This window comes from Variovorax sp. Root434, from assembly GCF_001426595.1.
GTDB lineage: Bacteria > Pseudomonadota > Gammaproteobacteria > Burkholderiales > Burkholderiaceae_C > Variovorax.
Map to the genome: position 1 here is coordinate 995,872 of NZ_LMEK01000012.1, position 24,954 is coordinate 1,020,825.

Annotated in this window: 16 protein-coding genes and 2 pseudogenes; 11 read left to right on the forward strand and 7 right to left on the reverse strand. The window is 68.2% G+C overall.

Features of this window, described 5'->3' with window-relative positions:
- Window positions 1-3: 3 nt before the first annotated feature.
- The 3 genes and pseudogenes from ASD05_RS30980 to ASD05_RS15150 form a co-directional block, all read left to right on the forward strand.
- Window positions 4-1,242 (forward strand): annotated as a pseudogene (locus ASD05_RS30980) (styrene monooxygenase/indole monooxygenase family protein); the annotation flags it as partial.
- Window positions 1,243-1,275: 33 nt separating this feature from the next.
- Complete coding sequence (locus ASD05_RS30730; RefSeq protein WP_256220245.1) at window positions 1,276-1,737, forward strand: flavin reductase family protein; 462 nt, start codon at window positions 1,276-1,278, stop codon at window positions 1,735-1,737.
- Between the two features lie 19 nt (window positions 1,738-1,756).
- Window positions 1,757-3,010, forward strand: a complete 1,254-nt coding sequence (locus tag ASD05_RS15150) for a dienelactone hydrolase family protein (protein ID WP_056593723.1) — start codon at window positions 1,757-1,759, stop codon at window positions 3,008-3,010.
- A gap of 24 nt (window positions 3,011-3,034) precedes the next feature.
- Here ASD05_RS15150 and ASD05_RS15155 read toward each other — a convergent pair whose 3' ends face one another.
- From ASD05_RS15155 to ASD05_RS15165, 3 genes are all read right to left on the reverse strand, one after another.
- Window positions 3,035-3,760 carry a hypothetical protein gene (locus ASD05_RS15155; protein ID WP_056593726.1) on the reverse strand — a complete coding sequence of 242 codons (726 nt, stop codon included), beginning with the start codon at window positions 3,758-3,760 and terminating at the stop codon, window positions 3,035-3,037.
- Between the two features lie 143 nt (window positions 3,761-3,903).
- Complete coding sequence (locus ASD05_RS15160) at window positions 3,904-4,977, reverse strand: L-idonate 5-dehydrogenase (protein ID WP_056593729.1); 1,074 nt, start codon at window positions 4,975-4,977, stop codon at window positions 3,904-3,906.
- 13 nt (window positions 4,978-4,990) lie between these two features.
- A complete protein-coding gene (locus ASD05_RS15165) occupies window positions 4,991-5,944 on the reverse strand; it encodes a 2-hydroxyacid dehydrogenase (RefSeq protein ID WP_056593732.1) in 954 nt (317 codons plus the stop codon).
- A 127-nt stretch (window positions 5,945-6,071) separates the two neighbouring features.
- On the opposite strand from ASD05_RS15165, the gene ASD05_RS15170 reads away from it, so the two are divergent.
- From ASD05_RS15170 to ASD05_RS15180, 3 genes are read left to right on the forward strand one after another with little or no spacing between them, the layout of a single operon-like run.
- Entirely contained in the window at window positions 6,072-6,851 is a 780-nt protein-coding gene (locus tag ASD05_RS15170; RefSeq protein ID WP_200955432.1) for an SDR family oxidoreductase, read from the forward strand.
- 30 nt (window positions 6,852-6,881) lie between these two features.
- Window positions 6,882-7,784 carry an NAD(P)-dependent oxidoreductase gene (locus ASD05_RS15175; RefSeq protein WP_056593735.1) on the forward strand — a complete coding sequence of 301 codons (903 nt, stop codon included), beginning with the start codon at window positions 6,882-6,884 and terminating at the stop codon, window positions 7,782-7,784.
- Window positions 7,785-7,827: 43 nt separating this feature from the next.
- Window positions 7,828-8,166 carry a hypothetical protein gene (locus ASD05_RS15180; protein ID WP_056512319.1) on the forward strand — a complete coding sequence of 113 codons (339 nt, stop codon included), beginning with the start codon at window positions 7,828-7,830 and terminating at the stop codon, window positions 8,164-8,166.
- Here the strand turns inward: ASD05_RS15180 and ASD05_RS15185 are convergent.
- The gene (locus ASD05_RS15185; RefSeq protein WP_082572069.1) at window positions 8,132-10,054 is read right to left on the reverse strand and encodes a glycoside hydrolase family 15 protein; all 1,923 of its coding nucleotides are present in this window, start codon (window positions 10,052-10,054) and stop codon (window positions 8,132-8,134) included. The two genes, ASD05_RS15180 and ASD05_RS15185, sit on opposite strands and share 35 nt — an antisense overlap.
- An 85-nt stretch (window positions 10,055-10,139) precedes the next feature.
- The gene (locus tag ASD05_RS15190) at window positions 10,140-10,385 is read right to left on the reverse strand and encodes a hypothetical protein (protein ID WP_056593739.1); all 246 of its coding nucleotides are present in this window, start codon (window positions 10,383-10,385) and stop codon (window positions 10,140-10,142) included.
- Window positions 10,386-10,620: 235 nt separating this feature from the next.
- On the opposite strand from ASD05_RS15190, the gene ASD05_RS15195 reads away from it, so the two are divergent.
- The 5 genes and pseudogenes from ASD05_RS15195 to ASD05_RS15210 all read left to right on the forward strand — a co-directional run bounded on the left by ASD05_RS15195 (window position 10,621) and on the right by ASD05_RS15210 (window position 21,900).
- On the forward strand, window positions 10,621-11,406 hold the full coding sequence (locus ASD05_RS15195; RefSeq protein ID WP_056593743.1) for a 4'-phosphopantetheinyl transferase family protein: 786 nt from the start codon (window positions 10,621-10,623) through the stop codon (window positions 11,404-11,406).
- Between the two features lie 421 nt (window positions 11,407-11,827).
- Window positions 11,828-11,953 (forward strand): annotated as a pseudogene (locus ASD05_RS31055) (ESPR domain-containing protein); the annotation flags it as partial.
- A 384-nt stretch (window positions 11,954-12,337) separates the two neighbouring features.
- On the forward strand, window positions 12,338-19,165 hold the full coding sequence (locus tag ASD05_RS15200) for an adhesin (RefSeq protein ID WP_414930048.1): 6,828 nt from the start codon (window positions 12,338-12,340) through the stop codon (window positions 19,163-19,165).
- 32 nt (window positions 19,166-19,197) lie between these two features.
- Window positions 19,198-20,088 (forward strand): OmpA family protein, encoded by an 891-nt coding sequence (locus ASD05_RS15205; RefSeq protein ID WP_235507969.1) that lies wholly within the window; start codon window positions 19,198-19,200, stop codon window positions 20,086-20,088.
- Window positions 20,089-20,181: 93 nt separating this feature from the next.
- Window positions 20,182-21,900: a tannase/feruloyl esterase family alpha/beta hydrolase gene (locus ASD05_RS15210; protein ID WP_082572081.1), complete on the forward strand. Its 1,719-nt coding sequence runs from the start codon at window positions 20,182-20,184 to the stop codon at window positions 21,898-21,900.
- 10 nt (window positions 21,901-21,910) lie between these two features.
- Here ASD05_RS15210 and ASD05_RS15215 read toward each other — a convergent pair whose 3' ends face one another.
- Window positions 21,911-23,782 (reverse strand): TRAP transporter large permease subunit, encoded by a 1,872-nt coding sequence (locus tag ASD05_RS15215; RefSeq protein ID WP_413749734.1) that lies wholly within the window; start codon window positions 23,780-23,782, stop codon window positions 21,911-21,913.
- A gap of 5 nt (window positions 23,783-23,787) precedes the next feature.
- Window positions 23,788-24,804, reverse strand: a complete 1,017-nt coding sequence (locus ASD05_RS15220) for a TRAP transporter substrate-binding protein (protein WP_056593755.1) — start codon at window positions 24,802-24,804, stop codon at window positions 23,788-23,790.
- Window positions 24,805-24,954 lie beyond the last annotated feature (150 nt).

The window sequence follows — 24,954 nt, forward strand, 5'->3', positions numbered from 1 at the left end:
CGTATGACAAGACGCGTGGCCATCGTCGGCGCCGGACAGTCCGGCATGCAACTCGCGCTGGGCCTGCAGCGGGCCGGGCACGAGGTGACGGTTTTCTCGAACCGCACGGCGCGGGAGATCTTCGAAGGGCCGGTCATGTCCAGCCAGTGCATGTTCGAGACCGCGCTGCAGACCGAGCGCGAGCTCGGGCTGGACTTCTGGGCCGGTGAATGCCCGTGCGTGGAAGGCATCGGCATGACGGTGCGCAACCCCCAGGGCGGCAAGGCCATCGAATGGAGCGCGAGGCTCGACGGGCCGGCGCAGTCGGTCGACCAGCGCATCAAGATCCCCGCATGGATGAATGCGTTCGAGCAGCGAGGCGGCCGCCTCGTGCTGCAGGACGTGGGGCTCGGCGACCTGGAGGCATGCGCGCAGACGCACGACCTCGTGGTCGTGGCCAGCGGCAAGGGCGAGATCTCGAAGCTGTTCGAGCGCGATGCCGAGCGCTCCCCGTTCGATGCACCGCAGCGCGTGCTGGCCCTCACCTACGTGAAGGGCATGCTGCCGGCGCAGCCGTATGCGCGGGTGTGCTTCAACCTGATTCCCGGCGTCGGCGAGTACTTCGTGTTCCCTGCGCTGACCACCACCGGCCCGTGCGAGATCATGGTGTTCGAAGGCGTGCCGGGCGGTCCGATGGATTGCTGGGCGGACGTGAAGACGCCGCAGGAGCACCTCGCGCGCAGCAAGTGGATCCTCGACACCTTCCTGCCCTGGGAAGCCGAGCGCTGCCGGCACATCGAGCTGGCCGACGACAACGGCGTGCTCGTCGGCAGCTTCGCACCGACGGTGCGCAAGCCGGTGGCCACGCTGCCTTCCGGGCGCAAGGTGCTGGGCCTGGCCGACGTGGTGGTGCTCAACGACCCGATCACCGGGCAGGGCTCGAACAACGCGGCCAAGAGCGCCGACATCTATCTCAAGCGCATCCTCGAGCACGGCGACGCGCCATTCGATGCCGCGTGGATGCAGCAGACCTTCGACCGCTACTGGGAAGGCTACGCACGCTGGGCCACCGCATGGACCCACAGCCTGCTCGCGCCGCCCCTGCCCCACGTGCACAAGCTGCTGCAGAGCGCGACGCACATGCCCCCGGTGGCGAGCACGCTGGTCAACGGCTTCGACGATCCGCGCACCTTCGCGCCCTGGTGGTTCGATGCCGCGGAGGCCGACCGCTTCCTGGAAGCCAGGGCCCGCGAGGCGGCAGTCGACCGGTTCGACCGCCGCGACTTCCGCAAGGCGCTGGGCCAGTTCTCGACCGGCGTGACCGTCATCACCACGCGCGCCATCGACGGGCGCCGCGTGGGCATGACGGCCAATTCGTTCTCGTCGGTGTCGCTCGACCCGCCGCTCGTGCTGTGGAGCCTGGCCCGCAACGCACCGAGCGTGGCGGATTTCACCGGCGCCAGCCATTTCGCGATCAACGTGCTGGCGGCGCACCAGCATCACCTGTCGCGCCAGTTCTCGACGCCGCAGGCCGACAAGTTCGGCGGCGTGGATTGCTGCGAGGGCACGGCGGGCGTGCCGCTGCTCAACGACGTCATCGCGCGATTCGTCTGCCGCAACGTGCGGCAGTACGATGGAGGCGACCACCTCATCTTCATCGGCGAAGTAGAGCGGTACGACCGCTTCGATGGCGAGCCGCTGGTCTTTCACTCGGGCTACTACCAGGTGACGACGCGGCACCCGGAATGTTTGCAATAGAACGCACACGGAGAACCACATGCAAGAGAGAGCTCAGGCTTCAGGCCAATACATCGAAATGAAAGCCGCCGACGGCAGCGGCACCTTCCGCGGCTACCTCGCGCTGCCTGCGGCCGGTACGGGCCCGGGCCTGGTGATCGCCCAGGAAATCTTCGGCATCAACCACACCATGCGCGAGGTGGCCGACTACTACGCCGAGGAAGGCTACGTGGCGCTCGTGCCCGACCTGTTCTGGCGGCAGGAGCCGAACGTGGAGCTTGGCTACAGCGAAGCCGACTGGCAGCGCGCCTTCGCGCTCTACGGCGGCTTCGACGAAGCCAAGGGCATGGAAGACATGCAGACCGCCATCGATGCGCTGCGCACGCGCGCCGAGGTGCCCGGCAAGAAGGTCGGCGTGCTCGGCTTCTGCCTCGGCGGCAAGCTCGCGTACCTGGCCGCATGCCGCACCGATGCCGATGCAGCAGTCGGCTACTACGGCGTGGGCATCGACGCCGCGCTCGACGAGGCCGACCGGATCAAGCGGCCGCTCACGCTGCACATCGCCGAGCTCGACAAGTTCTGCCCGCCCGAGGCGCGCGACCGCATCGTCGCCACGCTCAAGGGCCGCCCCGGCGTTTCCCTGTACGTGTATCCGGGCATGGACCACGCCTTCGCGCGCGCCGGCGGCGAGCACTTCCACAAGCCTTCCGCGCTGATGGCGCACGAGCGCAGCATCGCCACGCTGAAGGACGCCATCGGCCCGCACTACGACCTCTCGGCGCTGTGGGACAAGCACTGCGAATACGAGTTCGCCACGCGCAACGTCGACGACACGATGAGCACCATGGTGGCCGAGCCGTACGTCAATCACATTCCCACGATGACCGGCGGCGTGGGCTACAAGGCGCTGCATGCGTTCTATACGAACCACTTCGTCAACAGCAATCCGCCCGACACCTCTCTGGTGCCCATCTCGCGCACGGTGGGCGCCACGCAGGTGGTCGACGAGATGCTGTTCTGCTTCACGCACACCACCGAGATCCCGTGGATGCTGCCGGGGGTCGAACCGACCGGAAAGCGCGTGGAGATACCGCTGCTCGCCGTCATCAAGTTCCGCGGCAACAAGCTCTATCACGAGCACATCTATTGGGACCAGGCCAGCGTGCTGGTGCAGGTCGGCCTGCTCGACGCCAAGCTGCTGCCGGTGGCGGGCATCGAGACAGCGCGCAAGCTGCTGGACGAGACGCTGCCGTCGAATACGTTGATGACGCGTCAAGGGGCGACCGGGGCTTGAAGGGGCGCCGCGGCACTTCGCGCCTCACTGTGCAATGTCGGCCGCGATTTTCTCCAGCACCTCGCGCGGTCGTTCGGTGATCACGTCGCCATGGCTCACCACGATACGCGCCAGCGCCGGTTCGGCCGCCCAGGCACGCAGTGCAGCCGCCAGCGCCGCATGGTCCTTGACGAACATCTTTTCGCCCACCCAGGGCATCTGCGGTTCGTTGACGCCAAAGCCCATCAGGCGCGCCATCACCTTGGCGCCCAGGCCGTCGGGATGGTGCACGTTGGCGATGATGTCGTTGACGACCAGCGAGGTGCCGTCCGCGCGCCGGACGACCAGGGCGGCCTCCTTGTCGCCGACGCCCGGCACGGTCTGGAACGCCACCGTCGGGTCGTCGAGCACGTCCGTGGTCGCATCCACCGGCGCGGCCTCGGCCACGGCTTCGCGCGCGCCGGGCGGGCAGACAACCTTCGCGGTCGGATAGCGCCGCTTCCAGGCCTTGAGATCGAGGCGGTGCGATGCGCCGGGCACGATCAGAAAGTCGACCGACCCCAGCGCTTCGAGCTGCGCCATCTGCGGCTCGCTCAGCGGAATGGCGCTCCATACGGCGAGTCGCCGGCCCCGCAATGTGAGCACGGTCATCCGGCGTGGAAAATGGCCGAGCGGCATGACGATTTCGCCCGCCACGGTGTGCAAGCCTTCGCCAAGCATTTCGAGCGGTCCGTGCTTCTCGACCTTCCATTCGTCGTTGAGTCTGGACATCTGTATACCTCCGTTTTGTTGAACGTCGATATGCAGCAACCTGAGCCTGTGGCCCGCACCGCGCCGCCGGCCTCTTGCGCCAGTTCACGTAGGAATAGCGATGCCCGAAACAGCTTCCTTCAGGATTTCAGCGGAAGACCCCGTCAGGCCGCAACAGCCTCGGCACCCGCATCCGCGAAATCGATCAGCACCTTCATCGCCTTCTGCCGATCGCTCGCCAGCTCGAAGGCCTGGCGCGCCTGCAGCATCGGAAAGGTGTGCGTCACCACTGGCGACAGGTCGACGCGCCCTTCGTTGATGAGCCGCACCGCCAGTGCGAACTCCGCATGGAAGCGGAACGAGCCGCAGATGCTGAGCTCCTTGGCCACCACCATGTTCTGCGGAATGCTCACATCGCCGCCCAGCCCCAGCTGCACGACCACGCCGCGCGGGCGCATCACCTCGAGCCCGTCGCGCAGCGCGCGCTCGTTGCCCGAGCATTCGAGCATCACGTCGAAGGTGCCCTTGTCGGCCGAATGGCGCGACACCCAGGCCTTTTCCTTCGCGACGTTGATGACGTTGTCGGCACCCATGGCCCGCGCGATGGCCAACGGCTCGTCGACCACGTCGGTGGCGGTGATCTCGGCCGCGCCGTGCGCGCGCGCCGCCGCGATGGCCAGCACGCCGATGGGCCCGCAGCCCGACACCAGCACGCGCTTGCCCAGCAGCGGGCCGGCACGCGACACGCCGTGCAGCCCGACCGAGAACGGCTCGGCCAGCGCAGCCAGGCGCAGCGGCACGTGCTCGGCCACCTTCACGCACTGCGTGGCCTCGCACAGCAGCATGTTGCGGAACGCGCCCTGCACGTGCGGCGTGCGCATTGCGCTGCCGTAGAAGCGCATGTCGAGGCACTGGTTGGGCAGGCCCTCGAGGCAGAACTTGCAGGCGCCGCACGGGCGGCTCGGGTTGACGGCCACCTTGTCGCCGATGCGCACGCTCTCCACGCCGGGCGCCACCGCCACCACGGTGCCGGCCACTTCATGGCCCAGCACCATCGGCTCCTTGATGCGCACGGTGCCGAAGCCGCCGTTGTGAAAGTAGTGCAGGTCGGAGCCGCAGATGCCGCCCATGCCGACCTTCACCAGCACCTGGCCCGGGCCGATCTCGCCGGCGTCCTGTTCGTCCAGGCGCAGGTCGTCGGGGGCGTGGATCACGAGGCACATACAACGCAAACGCATGATGTTTCTTCCTTCAGGCAACGGGAGTGACCAGGGGCTGGCCCGCGAAGTGGGCCTCGAGGTTGCGGCGCACGAGTTCGCCCATGGCGCGGCGCGTCTGTTCGGTGCCGCTGCCATGGTGCGGGTGCAGCACCACGTTGTCGAGCGCGGCAAAGCGCGGGTCGATGCGCGGTTCGTTGAGGAACACGTCGAGCGCGGCGCCGGCAATGGCGCGCGCCTCCAGCGCCTGCAGCAGCGCGCCTTCGTCGACGGTGGTGCCGCGCGACACGTTCACCAGCCAGCCCTTGGGGCCCAGCGCCTGCAGCACCTCGGCATTGACGATGCCGCGCGTGGCTTCGCCGCCCGGCAGGATGACGATGAGCACGTCGCACCAGTCGGCCATGGCGGGCAAGCTGGCGAAGTGACGATGCTGACTGTCCTGCTTCGGCGTGCGGCTGAAGTAGCCCAGCTCCACGTCGAAACCCGAGAGCCGGCGCGCGATGGTGCTGCCGATGCGGCCAAAGCCCGCGATGCCGATGCGCTGGCCGAAAACGCGCCTGGTCAGCGGCATGCCGCCGTTGGCCCATGCGCCGCTGCGCACGAACCGGTCGCCCGCCGGAATGCGGCGCTGCAGCGCGAGCGTGAGCCCCACGGCGAGGTCGGCCACGTCGCCGTTGAGCACGTCGGGCGTGTTGCTCACGCGGATGCCGCGTGCACGGCAGGCGGCGAGGTCGATGCCGTCGGTGCCCACGCCGTAGCAGGCGATCAGCTCCAGCTTCGGCAGCGCGGCGATCAGCTCGGCATTCGCGCCCAGTTCGCCACGCGTGGCGACCGCGCGGATGTGCGGCGCGTGCTCGGCGATGAAAGCCTGCCGGTCGGGCGCTTCCCACAGGCGGTGCAGCGTGTAAGCGGCCTGCATCGGCGCCATGTCCCATTCCGGGTAGGCGCCGGGCATCAGCACGTGCGGGGATGTAGCGGTAGCGTTCAAACGGGTCTCTCCTGCGGGTGTCGATTCAATTAGATACCGGTAACTTTAATCGCCCGCAAGAGATAACGCCAGCGCAGGTTTTACCCATTGACGACTCCAAAAGATACCGGTAACTTCTCCGGCTGTCATGGACCAGGAGCCTCCCTTGAAACTGTTCGACCTTTCCGGGCGCACCGCCCTCATCACCGGCTCCAGCAAGGGCATCGGCTTCGCGCTGGCCGCGGCGCTGGGCAACGCCGGGGCGCGCGTGGTGCTCAATGCACGCGACGCAGCGGCGCTCACCGCCGCCCGCGACGCCCTGCGCGCCAAGGGCATTGCGGCAGAGGCCATGGCCTTCGACGTGACCGACGCCGCCGCGGTGGAGGCGGGCGTGGCCGCCATCGAGGCCGACATCGGCGCCATCGACATCCTCGTCAACAACGCCGGCATGCAGCACCGCGGCGCGTTCGCCGAATTCCCGGTCGATGCCTGGCACAAGATAGTCACCACCAACATCGACAGCGTGTTCCTGGTCGGCCGCTTCGTGGCCCAGCGCATGATCGAGCGCAAGCGCGGCAAGATCATCAACGTGTGCTCGGTGCAGAGCGAGCTGGGCCGCCCGGGCATTGCGCCCTACGCCGCCACCAAGGGCGCAGTGAAGATGCTCACCAAGGGCATGGCGATCGACCTCGGCAAGCACGGCATCCAGGTCAACGGCCTCGGGCCGGGCTACTTCAAGACCGAACTCACGCAGGCGCTGGTGGCCGACGAGGCCTTCACGGCGTGGCTCTCGGGCCGCACGCCCGCCGGCCGCTGGGGCGACGTGGAAGAGCTGGGCGGCGCGGCCATCTTCCTGGCTTCGGAGGCGTCGAGCTTCGTCAACGGCCACATCCTGTATGTGGATGGCGGCATCACCGCGAGCCTGTAGCACCGTGCACTGCATGATGAAAGCCTCCGCATGACGACCGCACCTGCCCCCAGCCAGCGCGTCGCCGTGATCGGCGTGGGCATCATGGGCACGGCCATCGCGCGCCGGCTGCTCGAATGCGGGCACCGGGTGAACGTGTTCGATCTCGATACGGCCAAGGTCGCGGCGCTGCAGGCGCATGGCGCGCAGGCCGCCGGCACCGCGCAGGCGGCAGCAGCGGCCAGCGACTTCGTGATCACCAGCCTCAACTCGGCGGCGGTGGTGGAGCGCGCGATCTTCGGCGAGGCCGGCATCGCCACTGCGCCGGTCGATGCGAAGCGGCTGCTGATCGACATGTCGTCCATCGACCCGCCGTCCACGCGCCGGCTCGCGCAGTCGCTGCGCGAGCGCACGGGCATGGGCTTCGTCGACGCACCGCTCTCCGGCGGCGCGCCCAAGGCGCTGCTCGGGCAGCTCACGGTGATGGCCGGCGGCAGCGCCGAAGACGTGCAGCGCGCATGCGCCGTGATGGACAGCCTGTGCGCCAACTACACCCGCATGGGCGACAGCGGCGCGGGCCAGACCACCAAGCTCGTCAACCAGCTGCTCTGCGCCATCGGCTTCCAGGCCGTGGCCGAGGCGGTGCGGCTGGCCGAGGCCGGCGGCGTCGATGCCTCGAAGCTGCCCGCCGCGCTGGCCGGCGGCCGCGCCGACAGCCAGATTCTGCGCGAGTTCGGCCCCAAGATGGCCGCGCGCGACTACACGCCTACCGGGCGCATCGACAACATGCTGAAGGACCTCGAGGCGGTGCAGGCCTTCTCGCAGGGCCAGCGCCTGCCGATGCCGCTGGCGGGCGCCGTCTCGGAACTGCACCGCAGCTTCGTTGCGGCCGGGCTCGGTGCCGAAGACACGGCGGCCATGATGCGGCAGTTCGACGGCTACGCCCGCGGCTGAAACGGCCGCACCCACGGATTTCAACCAGGAAAGAAGAAAACCCATGTTCATCCGCTGCGCGTTTTTCAGGGGCCGGGTCAAGGCCGGCATGGAAGAAGCATTCGACCGCCACGTGCACGAAAAGCTCGTGCCGCTGTGGACCCGCTTCCCCGGCGCGCTCGAGGTGCGCGTGCTGCGCCAGCTCGAAAGCGACGTGAGCGATCCCGAACTGGCAATGGTGCTGTCGATCCGCTATGCGAGCCGCGAGGACATCGCCATCGCGCTCGATTCGCCCGTGCGCTACGAGAGCCGCGAGGTCTCGAAGAAGCTCTTCGAGATGTTCGACGGCACGGTCTTCCACACCGTGTTCAGCGCCGAGGAGTTCGCGCTCGCGGCCGCCTGAGCGGCGTCTTCTTCCTCGCCGTCTTGTTTGGCTTCTTCGGCTGCGCCTTGCCGTCGAGGTCCGCCAACTCCCACACGCCGCCGGCCGCCGACACCAGCGCATGCGCGCTGTTGATCAGCCCGATGTGCGAGAACGCCTGCGGAAAATTGCCGAGCTGCCGCTGTGCGACGGGGTCGTACTCCTCGGCGAACAGGCCCAGGTCGTTGCCCAGCGCCAGCAGGCGCTTGAACAGCGCCCGCGCCTTGCGCATCCTGCCCATGGCCACGTACACGTTCGACAACCAGAAGCTGCACGCGAGGAAAGCGCCCTCCCCGCCTTCGAGGCCGTCCACGCCCTTCTCGGTGCGGTAGCGGTACACCAGCCCGTTGAAGATCAGCTCCTTCTCGATGCGCGCGATGGTGCCCTGCACGCGCTCGTCGTGAATGGGCAGGAAGCCGATCAGCGGCATCCACAGCAGCGCCGCGTCCACCGTGTCAGCGCCGTAGAACTGCACGAAAGAATTGCGCCCGGCGTCGTAGCCGCGTGCGCAGACTTCGGCGTGGATCTCGTCGCGCACCTCGCGCCAGCGCTCGACAGGGCCTTCGAGCCCGTATTCCGTCGCGCTCGCGATCATCCGGTCGAAGGCCAGCCAGCACATGATCTTGGAGTGCACGAAGTGGCGCGGCTCGCCGCGCACTTCCCAGAGGCCGCAGTCGGGCTCCTTCCACAGCGCCGTCAGCTGCTTCGCGACGGCGCGCTCCAGCGGCCACACCTTGTCCATGTCCGCCAGCCCGGCCTTGCGCGCCGCATGGAAGGCCGCGATGACCGAGCCGTACACGTCGAGCTGCCGCTGTCCGTGCGCGCCATTGCCGATGCGCACCGGCCGGCTGTTCTCGTAGCCCGGCAGCCAGCCGAGCTCGAGCTCGGTGAGCGAGCGTTCGCCGTGCAGGCCGTACATCACCTGCAGCTCCTCGGGCGAGCCACCCACCGCCCGCATCAGCCACCAGCGCCATGCGCTGGCCTCCTCGACGTAGCCCGAGCCAATCAGCGCGTAGAGCGTGAGCGCCGCGTCGCGCAGCCAGCAGAAGCGGTAGTCCCAGTTGCGCTCGCCGCCGGGCCGCTCGGGCAGCGAAGTGCTCGGCGCGGCGACGATGCCGCCGGTGGGCTCGTAGGTGAGCGCCTTGAGCGTGAGCAGCGAGCGCATCACAGGCTCGTGGAATTCGCCGCCGTAGCCGCAGCGCCCGGTCCATGCGCTCCACTCGATCACGGTGCGCGCCAGCAGCGCGCTGGCGTCGCGCGTCACCGGCGGCTTCAGGTGCGACGGAAACCAGTCGAGGCTGAACGCGATCGACTGCCCCGCCGAGACGGAGAAGTCGGCAAAGCTCGCGAAGTTCTCGTTGGTCAGCGGCACGCCGGAGCTGATGCGCACCGAGTCGGGCCCGGCGGTGGCGAACACCGCGCCGTCACGCCGCTCCATCCACGGGCACCACTCGCCGTAGTTGAAGCGGATGCGGAACTCGGTGTGCATGGCGACGATGCCGCGCACGCCCCGCACGATGCGCACCACCTCGTGCGTGCCGTCGATGGCGGGGCGGGGCATGAAGTCGGTGACGATGGCCACGCCCTTGGCCGTGCGGATCGTGGTCTCGAGCACCACGGTGCCGGGCAGGTAGCGCCGGGTGATGCGCGCATTGCGGTCCTTGGCACGCATCGTCCAGTGCCCGTTGCGCTCGTCGCCGAGCAGGCTGGCGAACATGGCCGCGGAATCGAAGCGCGGCAGGCACAGCCATTCGATGTCGCCGCCGCGGTGCACCAGCGCCGCGCTGTGGGTCGAGCCGATGAGCGCGTAGTCGCCGATGAGGCGGTCGGCATGGAGCCGTCCGGAGGGGTGCTTGGAGGTCTTTGGCAAGAGCCCGAGTCTTTTCGCGCGCGCGGGCGGGGTGCGCCAGCGGCAGGCGCGGATTGCTGACGGACAACGCCTTTCCGCGGGCGTGTCAGGCCTGAGGATCACGCCCCCCAGGGCGGGTCATCCATTCGTCCACGAAAAACCGTGCACGGAACCTGACCCGTTCGAGCGCGGCTTCGCGCGAAGGCTGCTGCGCCAGCACGAACACGCAGCGCTGCACCCGCCCCTGGCGGAGTTCGGCCTTGCCGGCGCAGGTGCCTTCCGGGGCCTTCTTGAGGTCCACTTGGCAAGTCCAGCCTTCGGGGAGATCGAAGTCGGAGAATTTGTGGGCCATGGCAGATCGAAGAATAGTTCTCCGGGAGCCGCGGCTCAATGTTCCAGCCAGCGGTGCCAAGGGCCTTTTCCTGAAAATGTGACGATCGCCGGCCTCGAGGAACCACCCCCAATGGGTGGGTGCCTGAGCGACCTCTACCAACGCCAGCAGACCGTCGACACCAGTATGGGCGGGCCACCTTAAGCCCAGCTGAAGAACCCGCCGGACGAGTTGAAAAATCAAGCAAGAATTGCGAATGCAACTGCAGATCGACTCGCGCCAGGTCCACCTGTGGCACCTGTACGTTCCCGAACAGGACGACCCCGCCCACGAAGAAGGCATGGCCCTGCTGACGCCCGAGGAGCGCGAAAAGCACGGGCGCTTCCACTTCGCCCGCGACAGGCGCCGGTACCTCATGACGCGGTGGCTGATCCGCTCGCTGCTCTCCCGCTACGCACCCATCGCGCCGCGCGACTGGCGGTTCGAAACCAACGCCTATGGGCGCCCGCGGATCGCCAATGCGCTGCCGCAGGCGCAGCGTCTTCGCTTCAACATTTCGCACAGCGCCTCGCTCATCGTGGTGGCGCTGACGGTCGAGCGCGAAGTGGGCGTGGACGTCGAGCACACGGCCAGGGCCGCCCCGCTGGAGGTTGCGCAGCAGTTCTTTTCCGCCCACGAGGCGCAGGCGCTGCAGCAGCTTCCGGCCGAGCTTCAGCCCTCCCGGTTCTGGGATCTCTGGACGCTCAAGGAAAGCTACATCAAGGCGCGCGGCATGGGGTTGTCGCTTCCGCTGGACCGGTTCTCCTTCGGTTTCGAAGGCGCGCATGAGGTGGCAATCGGCTTCGAGGACGACCTCGACGATTCAGCTGCGCGCTGGCAGTTCTGGCAGCTCCAGCCGGACAACGCGCATGCCGTCGCCCTCTGCCTGGAGCGCATGCAACCGGAGGAAGGCGTGCAACTCGTGTGCTGGAAGGCATCGCCGCTGCTTGCCTCGGTCGAAGAGTTCCAGAGCGCGGTGACGCGCCGGTCGCCGGTCGGTTGACTCCCCGGGGCGGAACGGTCTTCCAAATTTCGCACGAGGCCGATCGCGGGCCTTGTCAAGCGGCATGACTGCCATGGAACATCGTTTCCATAAATATCTCGCAAGTAGAACGATGCACTAAAAAGAGCTATCGGTTCCTTTTCTCCTGCGAGAAACAGATATTCATTACCACCAAAATCTACGATTGACAAAGGAAGTTTCCATGGTAAACATTCAATTCTTTAGTAACTTGTTATTACTATTAATAAATAATCTGCGTTTGAAAATTTAAATCAATTCGACAAACTGCCTCCTAAAAGCGACAAGGCAGATTGCAATCGCCCACCCTCCAATTAACATTTGTTTGCAATAACTAACAAATAGTGCGCAGGGACAAGGTCCTAGGACCGATCACTGTTTTTTTAATTGGATGGATGGGGTCATGAATAGAACTTATCGCTCACTCTGGAATGAATCCCTTGGCGCCTGGGTCGCCGCGTCGGAAAACACACGGGCCTGTGGCAAGCGCAGCGGGAGTTCCGTGGCGGCCGCCGGCGCGACCGGCGCGCTGACATCGCCCGCATCGGGACACTTGAGGGCCGGGATCGTGAGCGCGCTGCTGGCGCTAGGCGGGATCGGGTGGTCTTCGCTGGCGCTGGCACAGTCGGTGACTTGCACTCCAGCGCCTTACAACGCGTACAACAGCACCGCCTCATGCATGGGCTTTGGCGCCGCGGCATCGGGGATCGGAGCCACCGCGCTGGGTGCTAGCGCGCAAGCCCAATTGCTCGGCGGGCTCGCAGTGGGATATGCCTCCCTGAGCTCCGGACAGAATTCCATTTCCCTGGGCTTTCAGGCTTATTCCTCGGCCATCAACTCCATCTATCTGGGCGCTCGTACCGGACCCACGACAGGTGCACTCGCCGGCGGCGCCATCGGAATTGGCACGGACGTGACCGCCAGCGGCGGCAATGCCGTTGCAATGGGCACGCTTGCGGTTGCCAGCGGGGCCAACGCCGTCTCCTTGGGCGCAGGCTCAAGTGCGGCCGGATTGCGCAGCGTCGCCCTGGGGTACCAGGTGAACGCGGCCGCATTGGATACCGTCGCCCAAGGTACTTCCGCCACCGCGACAGCCCAGAATGCCGTTGCCATCGGCTTCCAGTCGATCGCGACCCAGCTGAATTCGCTCTACCTCGGCTCGCGCACGGTTGCGGGCACGGGGGCCACAGGGGTCGGTGCCGTTGCCATCGGCACCGACGTGACGGCATCCCAGACCAACACTACCGCCCTCGGCTTCCAGAGCAGAGCAACCGCGGCGAATTCGGCAGCTCTCGGCCCGAACGCCGCGGCTTCGGGCGCCGCAGCAGTGGCGCTTGGCTCCGGCACAGTCGCGAGCAACACCAACGCAGTCGCGCTTGGCGCCGCCGCGCAAGCTACTGCTGCCGGCGCCAGCGCCCTGGGCACCTTCGCCAATGCCGCTGGCACGAACTCCACCGCGGTCGGCGTCAGCTCGACGGCCACCGGTGCGCGTGCGTTCGCCGGCGGCTGGGGAGTTCAGGCGGGAGGCACCGATTCCGCGGCCATCGGCACACGGGCCAACGCGGCAGGCATCAGTTCAGCAGCGCTCGGCAACCTCGCCAATGCCTCGGCCGACTTCTCGCTGGCCATGGGCAATCAGGCTGTTTCGGGTGGCGTGGGTTCGGTCGCGGCAGGGTCGGGGGCCAATGCCGCGGCCGACGGCACCGTGGCAATGGGCAACAACGCCACGGCGACTGTCGCACGCGCAACCGCGTTGGGGTTCGGCACACTGGCGTCCGACCAGAACGCCACCGCACTGGGCGCGCTCGCCAGTGCAACTGCAGCGCAGGCGATCGCGATCGGCAGCAGCGCCAAGGCCTCGGCGCTCAATGCGATCGCCATGGGCAACGGCGCGATCGCCAATTCCGGCGATGCAGTCTCGATCGGCACCGGCTCGACGGCCACCGGCGGCAGAGCAGTGGCCATCGGCGCCGGCAACGTTGCCAACGGCAATGGCGCCGTGGCGATCGGCGACCCGAACACCGCCACCGGCAACGGCGCGATTGCGAATGGCCTGGACAACACAGCCACGGGCGACGGCTCCGTGGCCATGGGCAACACCAACATGGTCGGCGGCGGCGGCCAGGCGGTCGGCACTGCCGGCACGGCGGCGCGCGGCGCGGTGGGCATCGGCTTCCAGAACATCGTGGTCGGCCAGGGCAGCGTCGCGCTCGGCAGCACCAGCAAGGCGCTGGCGGCGGGCGCCGTCGCCCTCGGCGATACGGCCATTGCCAACAATGCAAGGGACGTGGCGCTGGGCTCGGGCTCCGTGACGGCCGCTGCGGTGGGCACGGCCAGCGCGGTGATCGGCGGTACCACCTACAACTTCGCCGGCACTACGCCAACCAGCACGATCAGCGTGGGCAGCGGGGGCAACGAGCGGACCATCACCAACGTGGCGGCGGGGCGGATCTCGTCGAGTTCGACCGATGCCATCAACGGCTCGCAGCTCTACGCCACCAACCAGGCGGTGCAGGCCATCGCGGCCAGCACGCCCACCCACTACTACAGCGTGAACGACGGCGGCACGCAGCAGGCGAACTACACGAACAACGGCGCGACCGGAGCGAATTCGTTGGCAGCGGGCGTCGCCGCGTCGGCTTCGGGCGATCAGTCCGTGGCGCAGGGCTTTCAGTCGAGCGCATCGGCCGGCGACGCCATTGCGATCGGCACCGGCACCAAGGCGTCGGCGGTCAGCAGCACCGCGATTGGCGTCAACGCCGTGGCATCGGGCGTCAGCGGCTCCACGGCGGTGGGCGCCTTCTCCACCGCCAGCGCCACCAACAGCCTGGCGGTCGGCGAATTTGCCAGCGCATCCGGCGTGAACGCCTCGGCCGTCGGCCCCGGCGCGAACGCCGCGGCAGCGCGTGCCACGGCGCTCGGCAATGCCTCGTCCGTCGCGGCTGCGGGCGGCGTCGCCGTGGGCGACACGGCCAGCGCCAAGGCGGCGGACAGCGTGGCGCTGGGCTCGAATTCGGTCGCCAACAATGCAGGCGACGTGGCACTGGGCTCCGGCTCGACCACGACTGCGGCCGTCGGCACGGCCAGCGCCGTGATCAACGGCAAGACGTACAACTTCCAGGGCACCACGCCAGCTTCGACGGTGAGCGTGGGCGCGGTGGGCGCCGAGCGCACGATCACCAACGTTGCGGCCGGCCGGATCTCCGGCACCAGCACCGACGCGATCAACGGCAGCCAGCTGTTCGCCACCAACGCCGCGATCGATGACGTGGCCGCCACGGCCAACAAGGGTTGGAACGTGACCACAGGCCAGACGGGCACCGGCACAGTCACGGGCACCAGCGTGCAGAACATCGCCCCGGGCGGTACCGCCACCTACACGGCGGGCAACAACATCGCCATCACGCAGAACGGTGCGGAGGTGCAGATCGCCACCAGCGCCACGCCCAACTTCACCAGCGTGACCACCGGCGGCACGGTGCTGAACAACAACGGCCTCACGATCACGGGCGGGCCGAGCGTGACCAATACCGGCATCAATGCCGGCAACACTTTCATCACCAACGTGGCCCCCGGCGTGGCGCCCACCGATGCGGTGAACGTGACCCAGCTGACCAGCACGGTGGCGGCCAACAAGACCAAGTACTACAGCGTGAACTCCACCGGCGGCGGCAACGAGGACAACCTCGGCGCCACGGGCACCGATGCCATTGCATCGGGCAAGAACGCGACGGCGGCGGGGAACTCGGCAGTGGCCATCGGCCTGGGCGCGACGGCTGCGAACGCCAACAGCGTGGCACTGGGCTCCGGCTCCGCGACGGCCGCTGCGGTCGGCACGGCCAGCACCGTGATCAACGGCAAGACCTACAACTTCCAGGGCACCACGCCGGCTTCGACGGTGAGCGTGGGCACGGTGGGCGCCGAGCGCACCATCACCAACGTCGCGGCCGGCCGAATCTCCGGCACCAGCACCGACGCGATCAACGGCAGCCAGCTGTTCGCCACCAACGCCGCGATCGACGACGTGGCCACCACGGCCAACAAGGGCTGGAACGTGACCACAGGCCAGACGGGCACCGGCACGGTCACCGGCACCAGCGTGCAGAACATCGCCCCGGGCGGCACCGCCACCTACACGGCGGGCAACAACATCGCCATCACGCAGAACGGTGCAGAGGTGCAGATCGCCACCAGCGCCACACCCAGCTTCACCAGCGTGACCACCGGCGGCACCGTGCTGAACAACAACGGCCTCACGATCACGGGCGGGCCGAGCGTGACGAACACCGGCATCAATGCCGGCAACACGGTGATCACCAACGTGGCGCCCGGCGTGGCACCCACCGATGCGGTGAACGTGACCCAGCTGACCAGCACGGTGGCAGCCAGCAAGACCAAGTACTACAGCGTGAACGACAACGGGGTGGCCGGTGCCAACGTGAACAACGACGGCGCACTGGGCATCAACTCCATCGCCGCGGGCGTGGGCGCGAGCACCACCAAGGCAGCCACCGGCAGCGTGGCCATGGGCAATAGCGCCGCGGCCAGCGTCGTCAACGGGGTGGCACTGGGCACCGGCGCGTCGGCGGGCACCAACGCGGGCGACGTGGCACTGGGCTCGGGCTCGGTCACGGCGGCCGTGGTCAACACACCTAGCGCGACCGTCAACGGCACGGTCCACACCTTCCAGGGCACCGCCGCGACGAGCACTGTGAGCGTGGGCGCAGTGGGCGCCGAGCGCACGATCACCAACGTCGCGGCCGGCCGGATCTCCGGTACCAGCACCGACGCGATCAACGGCAGCCAGCTGTTCGCCACCAACGCCGAGCTGGCCAACATCGGCTCCACGGCCAGCAAGGGCTGGAACATGACCACGGCCCGGACGGGCACGGGCACGGCGACGGGCACCAGCGTGCAGAACATCGCACCGGGCGGCACCGCCACCTACACGGCGGGAGACAACGTCGCCATCACGCAGAACGGCTCGGAGGTGCAGATCGCCACCAGCGCAACGCCCAACTTCACCAGCGTGACCACCGGCGGCACGGTGCTGAACAACAACGGCCTCACGATCACGGGCGGACCGAGCGTGACCAATACCGGCATCAATGCCGGCAACACGGTCATCACCAACGTGGCGCCCGGCGTGGCGCCCACCGATGCGGTGAACGTGACCCAGCTGACCACGCAGGTGAATGCGTCCAAGATCCACTACTACAGCGTGAACGACAACGGCACGCAGCAGGGGAACTATGCGAACGACGGCGCCACGGGCATCAATGCCCTGGCTGCCGGCGTGAACGCCCTGGCCGCGGGTGCAAGCGGTATTGCCATGGGCAACGGCGCGCGCGCCAGCGCCGCGGACACCATCGCCATCGGCAGCACTGCGACGGCCGATTCGGCGGAGGCGGTGGCCATCGGCAAGAACGCGAAGGCCACGGGCGGCAAGGCCATCTCGATCGGCTCGGGCAACACGGCCTACGGCGACGGGGCGGTTGCCATCGGCGATCCGAGCTATGCCAGCGGTACCGGGGCCTTCACCGGCGGTGCCAACAACATCGCCAACAGCGACGGCACGGCCTCGGCCACCGCGGCCAACCAGGCCAACGGTGCAGTCGCCATCGGCAATGGCAACAAGGCGATCGGCCAGGGCTCGGTGGCACTGGGCAACGGCTCCACGGCCGGCAAGGCCGGCAGCGTGGCCATCGGCGATGCAGCGACGGCGACTGCCAGTGCGGGCGATGTGGCGCTGGGCTCCGGCTCGATCACCACGGCGGCCGTCGGCACGGCCAGTGCGACCATCAACGGCAAGACCTACAACTTCCAGGGCACCACGCCGACTTCGACGGTGAGCGTGGGTGCGGTGGGCGCAGAGCGCACGATCACCAACGTGGCCGCCGGCCGGATCTCCAACACCAGCACCGATGCGATCAACGGCTCGCAGCTGTTCGCCACCAACCAGTCGATCGAAGACCTCAGCACGACGGTCACGACCAACAAGACCAAGTACTACAGCGTCAACTCCACCGGCGGCACCAACGAAGACAACCTCGGCGCCACCGGCACCAACGCCATCGCGTCGGGCAAGAACGCGGCGGCGGGTGGCGCTTCGGCGGTGGCCATCGGCCTGGGGGCCACGGCCGCGGACGCCAACAGCGTGGCGCTGGGCGCGGGTTCGGCCACGGCCGCTGCCGTGGGGACTGCAAGCACGACGATCAACGGCACGACCTACAACTTCCAGGGCACCACCCCGGTGGGCACGGTCAGCGTGGGCACGGTCGGTGCCGAACGCACCATCACCAACGTGGCGGCCGGTCGGATCTCCGGCACCAGCACCGATGCCATCAACGGCTCGCAGCTGTTCGCCACCAACCAGTCGATCGAGAACCTCAGCACCACGGTCACGGCCAACAAGATCAGGTACTACAGCGTCAACTCCACCGGCGGCGGCAACGAAGACAACCTCGGTGCGACGGGTGCCGATGCCATCGCGTCGGGCAAGGATGCGAGCGCAACGGTTGCCGGTGCAGTGGCCATCGGTTCGGGTGCCGTCTCCGACCGGGCGGTCGCGCCTTCCACCGGCAGCATTCCGGCCGGCAGTTCGCTGATTTCCTACAACACCACCGACCGCACCCTGCTGGGCGCACTGTCGGTCGGCAGTGCAACCACCTACCGCCAGATCACCAACGTGGCCGACGGCACGCAAGCGCAGGACGCGGTCACGGTGCGGCAGCTGTCGGGCGCGCTGACGTCCTTCGCGGTGACGCCGACGCTGTACTTCCACGCCAACTCCGCCGCGGCGGACTCGCTGGCCATCGGCGCGGAGTCGGTGGCCGTGGGCCCGCAGACGGTGGTCAACGGCAACAACGGCGTGGGCATCGGCAACGGCGCGGTGGTGCAGCAAAGCGCGCCGGGCGGCATTGCGATCGGCCAGGGCGCGACCTCGCACATGGCCGACTCCATCGCGCTGGGCACGCAGTCGTCGGCCGCCGCCGTGCAAGGCGTGGCGCTGGGCGCGGGCACCAGCGTGACGCAGGCCGGCGGTGTGGCGCTGGGCGCGGGCTCGGTGGCCTCCACCGCCGCGGGCGTGGCCGGCTACATCCCGCCCACCGCCACTGCCGCGCAGCGCATTGCCATCGGCGCGACCACCAGCACGCTGGCGGCGGTATCGGTGGGCAATGCAGCCAGCGGCCAGTTCCGGCAGATCAGCGGCGTGGCCGCGGGCACGGCCGACAGCGATGCGGTCAACGTCTCGCAGCTGCGGGGTGTACAGGGCACGGTCGCTGCGATCGACCAGTCGGCGGTCAAGTACGACAGCAACGCGGACGGCACGATCAACCACAACAGCGTGACGATGGGCGGCAGCAACGCCACCGGCCCGGTCACGGTGCACAACGTGGCGCCGGGCGTGGCGGGCACCGACGCCGTCAACGTGAACCAGTTGAACGCGGTCAGCGGCGGCCTGAACAACCGCATCGATGCGACCAACAGCCGCATCGACAACGTCGAGAAGAACGCCTATGCCGGGGTTGCCGCGGCCATGGCCCTGCAAATGCCTGCGAGCTACGTTCCGGGCAAGACGGTCATGCGCATCGGCGCGGGCTCCTTCAAGGGCCAGGGCGCGGTGGGCATCAGTTTCCGGCGCACCTCCGAGAACAACGCCTGGAGCATCACCGGCGGCGTGGCCACCAGCCGTGCCGGGGTGGGCGCCACCGTTGGCGCGGAATGGGTCTTCAACTGATCGCCATACGGATGAACTGGACGAACTCCATCATGAACAAGCCTCTTCAAGCCAAGACTTTCTTCACGGTCCGTACCGCACCGCTCGCCGCACTCTGCCTCGCGGCACTCGTGGCCGGCGGCTGCGCCAGCCCGAGCTACACCATCACGCCGGAGATGCAGGCCAGGGCCGCTTCGGAGAACCCGGCACCGCCGAAGGACGAGGACTTCCCCGCGCTGGACTCGGCCAAATGGCAGCAAGGCGCCTTTCCGAGCCCCGAGGCCCTGCGCGCCATGCGCACCGGCATGGGCAAGGACCAGGTGCGCGAGCTGCTGGGCTTTCCGCACTTTCGCGAAGGCCTGGGCGGCGTGCGCGAGTGGAACTACATCTTCCACTTCCGCACCGGCGCCGGCCCGGAATACATCACCTGCCAGTACATGGTCCGCTTCAATGCAGACGTGCTGACCGACGGCATGTACTGGAAGGGACCGGGCTGCGCGGACCTGCTCAAGCCGATGTCCGCGGCGAAGCCGGCCGCTACCGTCCAGCAGGTGGTTCTGCCTGCAAAGACGACGCTCGGCGCCGACGGCCTGTTCCGCTTCGACGGCCGCTCGCTGGCCGACCTGCTTCCCGAGGGACGGCGCAAGCTGGACGCACTGGCACGCGACCTCAGGAACAGCGCCAGGCCGGTGGACTCGATCAGGGTGACCGGGCATACCGACCGGCTCGGCAGCAACAGCTACAACCAGGCGCTCTCGCTGGCGCGCGCCAACACCGTGCGCGACTACCTGGTGCAGGCCGGCGTGCCGGCGCAGGCCGTGCAGGTGCAGGGCAAGGGCGAATCGGAGCCGAAGGTGCATTGCGCGCAGACGAGGCGCTCGGACCTGATCGACTGCCTCGCCCCGAACCGCCGCGTGGAGATCGAGGTGTCTGCGCAGCGGTGAACTCCGTGGCGGGCCATGCCGAACGCACGGCCCGCCGGCAGTTTCGACCGTAAGATGGCGCCGCGCCGCCGCAGAGCGGTGTCTGGAGACACGATGCCCCATTTCACCCTCCGTGCCTTCGCTCACGCCGCCCTCGCCGCGGCCGGGCTCTCGCTGACGGCTTGCGGCACCGTGCCGCCGACCGCCGAGCAGTTGGCAACTTCCTGTGCGTCACTGGCACGCCATGTCATCGAACCGGGCGCCATCGGCTTGCCCAGCGGCAGGGCCTCGGTCACCTCCGCCGTGCTGGCGCCCGCCACGGCAGGAGCGGACAACGCCGGTGCATTTGTGCCGGCCCTTCCCCGGTTCTGCAAGGTCACGGGCACGATCGCATCGCGTGACCCTGCCGCGCAAGTCATCAACTTCCAGCTGAACCTTCCGACCGAATGGAACGGAAAGGCCCTGCAATACGGCGGCGGTGGCTTCAACGGCGTGTTGATCACCGGCCTCGCGCCCTTGCGCGACGCCGCGCCGGGCGACCCGCTGCCCATCGCGCGGGGCTATGCGACCTTTGGCCAGGACTCGGGCCACCAGGCGAGCGCCTTCCCTCCCGGCGAGCCAGGCGCCTTTGCGCTGAACGACGAGATGCTCGAGAACTTCGCGTTCGCTTCGTACAAGAAGGTGAAGGACGCGGCCGTGGACCTCATGCGCGCCTACTACGCACGACCGCCGCAGCGCACGTACTACTTCGGCGGCTCGGAGGGCGGGCGCGAAGGAATGATGATGGCGCAGCGGTTCCCGGCCGACTACGACGGCATCGTCAGCGTGGTGCCCGTCATCAACTGGACCGGCCTGTTCCATGCATTCGTGCGCAACCAGGTGCCGCAGCACGACGACTGGCTCCAGGCCGGCAAGGTCCCGCTGATCGCGAAAGCCACCTCCGATGCCTGCGACGCGCTCGACGGGCTGGCCGACGGCGTCGTCAACAACTACATGGCTTGCCAGGCCCGCGTCGACCTGCAGGCGCTGCGCTGCCCCGGCGGCGGCGATGCAGGCTTGCAATGCCTGTCGGACGCGCAGCTGCGGCTGGTCCGCGGCATCCACTCGCCGTATGTTTTTCCCTTTCCCATCGCCAACGGGCTCACCACCTACCCGCAGTGGTTGTACGGCCATGAGGACAGCCTCGACGGTCCCTCCGCCCTGAACATGGTGCGCTGGGTCTCCGGCACGGCGGCGCCCATTGCTCCTCCGGATGCGGCGCGCCATTCGACGCAGTGGATCTACGGCAGCAACTGGATCCGCTACGCCGTCGCCCGCGACAAGGACTACGACGTGCGCCGCTATCGTCCCCAGGAGTTCCAGGCGCAGGTCCAGAAGACCTCCGCGATGATCGACGCCACCGACCCGGACCTTTCGGCATTCTTCGCTCGCGGCGGCAAGCTGATCGTGCGCGAGAACGCCGCCGACCGCGCACAGAGCCCCCTCATGGGAATCCAGTACCACGGTGCGCTCGTGGCGCGCATGGGAGCACCGGCCGTGGAAAGATCCGTGCGGCTGTATGTTTCACCGGGCTCGACACACAGCGGCAATTCCCGGGCGGTCGGAGGCGGCGCGCCGGTGCCGACGATGGTGGACCTCCTGGATCCGCTGGACCGATGGGTGAGCACGGGCGCTGCGCCCGCAGACGCGCTGGTGCAAACGGTCAACGCGCCGCTGCCGCCGTTTGCCGTTCAGGCGTCTCGACCGATGTGCCGCTACCCCGCGTACCCGCACTACGCAGGTGGCGACCGCATGCAGGCGTCGAGCTACCAGTGCCGCGCGGCGACGCCTTGAGCAGGCTCCATCAAAGGAACCCGATGGAGAGCCACGGCACCGCGGCGACCAGCACCGTGCCGACCAGCAGCGCAAGCATGTAGCCGACGATGGGCCGGATGCCCTTGTCCGGATGCACCCGCCCGATCGCGCACGCCGCGTAGTAGCCCACGCCCAGCGGCGGCGCGAACAGCCCCAGTCCCATCGACAGCACGACGACCATGGCGTAGTGCACCTCGTGGATGCCGAGCTGGCGGGCGATCGGGAACAGCAGCGGGCCGAACAGCACGATGGCCGGGATGCCCTCGAGCACCGAGCCGAGCACCACGAAGGTGACCAGCGAAACGGCCAGGAACATCGGCGCGCCACCCGGCAGCCCGGTCATGGCCTGCGCCAGCGAGCTGGAGAAGCCCGACTGCGTCAGTCCCCAGGCCATTCCCGTCGCGGTGCCGATGATCAGCAGGATCGCGCCCGACAGCGATGCCGTCGCCACCAGCATCGGCCCGACGCGCTTCCAGTCGAACTGGCGGTACACCAGCAGGCCCGACAGCACGGCATAGACGATGCCGATGGTCGAGACCTCGGTGGCCGTGGCCACGCCTTCGACGACAGCCGCGCGGATGATGAAGGGCAATGCCAGCGCCGGCACTGCAATCGCCGCCAGCTTGGCCACTTGCCGCCGCGAGGGGCGCTCCACATGGCTGAGATCCTCGCCCCGCGCCCTCAGCCAGACAACGACGCACAGCGTGAGCCCCAGCACCACGGCCGGCAGGAGCCCGCCGGTGAACAGCGCCGCAATCGAGACGCCCGTGACCGATCCGATGGTGATCAGCACCAGGCTCGGCGGCACGGTCTCGGTCTGCGCGCCGGTGGCCGAGAGCAGCGCCACCAGGTCGCCCTCGCTGGCGCCGCGCTTCTTCATTTCCGGAAAGAGCGCCGGCGCCACCGCGGCCATGTCGGCGGCCTTCGACCCCGAGATGCCGGAGACGAGGTACATCGCCCCGACCAGCACGAACTGCAGGCCGCCGCGCACGTGGCCCAGCAGGCCCGCGAGGAAGGCGATCATGGCCTTGGCCATGCCGGTCATTTCGATGAGCAGCCCCAGGAACACGAACAGGGGCACGGCCAGCAGGATCAGGTGCGACATGCCCTCGTCCATGCGGCCGATGATCACCGGCAGCGCGGTGTCCGTTCCCAGCGCCAGGTAGCCGATGGTCCCCAGGCCGAACGCAAAGGCAATGGGAATGCCGCTGAACACGCTTGCCCCGACCACGCCCACGAAGAAGATCAGCAGGTTGTAGCGCCCCAGGTCTTCGAAGACGCCGCGGCCCAGCGCGAAGGCGCCGATCACGATGGCCACGGCGGCGAAGGCCTTGGTGCCCGTGCGCCAGTCGGCCTCCTTGAACAGCCGCAGCACCGAGAACAGCATCATCAGGGCGATGCCGCAAGGCAGCGCCGCAGCGCGCCATGCATTCGAGATCTCGAGAGCCGGCGTGGTGATGAAGCGCTCCTCCGAGGCGTATTCCCACGCCGGCCAGGCCACCATCGCGAGGAAGGCCAGCGACGCGCACACGCTGATGGCCTCGAGCAACTGCTGGCGCGCTGGCGCCTGGCGCGAGACCAGCGCCGTCATGCGCATGTGCTCGCCGCGCCGCAGGGCGACCACGGCACCGAGCATCGCCAGCCAGATGAAGAGCATCGAGGCGAGTTCGTCGGACCAGACCAGCGGCCTGTGGAACGCGAAGCGCGCCACGACGCCGGCCAGCAGCACGGCGATGTCCGCCAGCACGAGCGCACCGGCGGACGCTTCGACGATGAACCCGAGAACGCGGTCGATGCGCGCCGCCGGCGAAGCGGGGCTCACCGCCGGCGACGCCTGCACGCCGTGGCCGGTGGGGCTCATCGCGCTCATGCCAGCTTGCCGACGGAGCGTTCCAGGAGGGCCCATGCCTCGTCGCCGTACTTGCCCTTCCATTCGCCATAGAAGCCGGCCTTGCGAAGCTGGTCGCGGAAGGCGGCGGCATCCGGCTGGTTGAAGGCCAGGCCCTTGCCGGCCAGTTCCGTCTGCAGCCCGGCGTTGAGCTGCGCCACGTCGTCGCGCTCCTTCAGGCCGGCCGCGTCGATGTGCTTGGCAACGATGGCGCGCAGGTCGGCCGGCAGCTTCTCCCAGGCGCGGCGGTTGGCCAGGAACCAGAAGCCGTCCCACATGTGGTTGGACAGCGAGCAGTACTTCTGCACCTCGAAGAGCTTGGCCGTCGAGATGATGGCCAGCGGGTTCTCCTGCCCGTCGACGATCTTCGTCTGCAGCGCGGAATAGACCTCGGCGAAGTTGATCGACGCCGGCGCCGCATCGAGGGCCTTGAACATCGAGGTCCACAGCGGCGACACCGGCACGCGGATCTTGAAGCCCTTCAGGTCGGCGGGCGTCGCGATGGGCCTGGACGACGAGGTGATCTGGCGAAAGCCGTTGTCCCAGATCTTTTCCATCGGCACGATGCCGGCCTTGGCGATCTGCGCGCGGATGTAGGCACCCAGTTCGCCATCCATCGCCTTCCACACGCTCGGGTAGTCCTTGAACGCAAAGCCGACGCCGCTGATCGATGCCGCCGGCACCAGCGTCGAGAGGATCAGGCCCGAGAGGGTGAAGAACTCGACGCCGCCCGAGCGCAGCTGGCTCAACACGTCCGTATCGGAGCCGAGCTGGTTGTTCGGGAAGATCTGGATGTTGACGCGGCCGTTGGTCTCGGTGCGGATCGCATCGGCCATCTCCTTGGCGCGCAGGTTCATCGGATGCGTCACCGGCAGGTTGTTCGCGTACTTGTAGGTGAACTCGGCCTTGGTTTGCGCGAAGGCGCTGCCCGCGGGGGCGGCGACAACGGCGGCCGCGGCGGCGCTGCGAAGAATGGTGCGACGGGAAATGCTCATGGTTTGTCTCCTTGGTGGTTCGTAATTGTGATCGGTGGCCAGCCAGGCATGGCCGGCTGCGATTCTCCGCGCTCGACGAGGCGCGTTCGGATGTCGTTCTTGGTGAGCTTGCCGAAGCGCGTGTGGCCCCAGCCGATGATGTACGGCAGT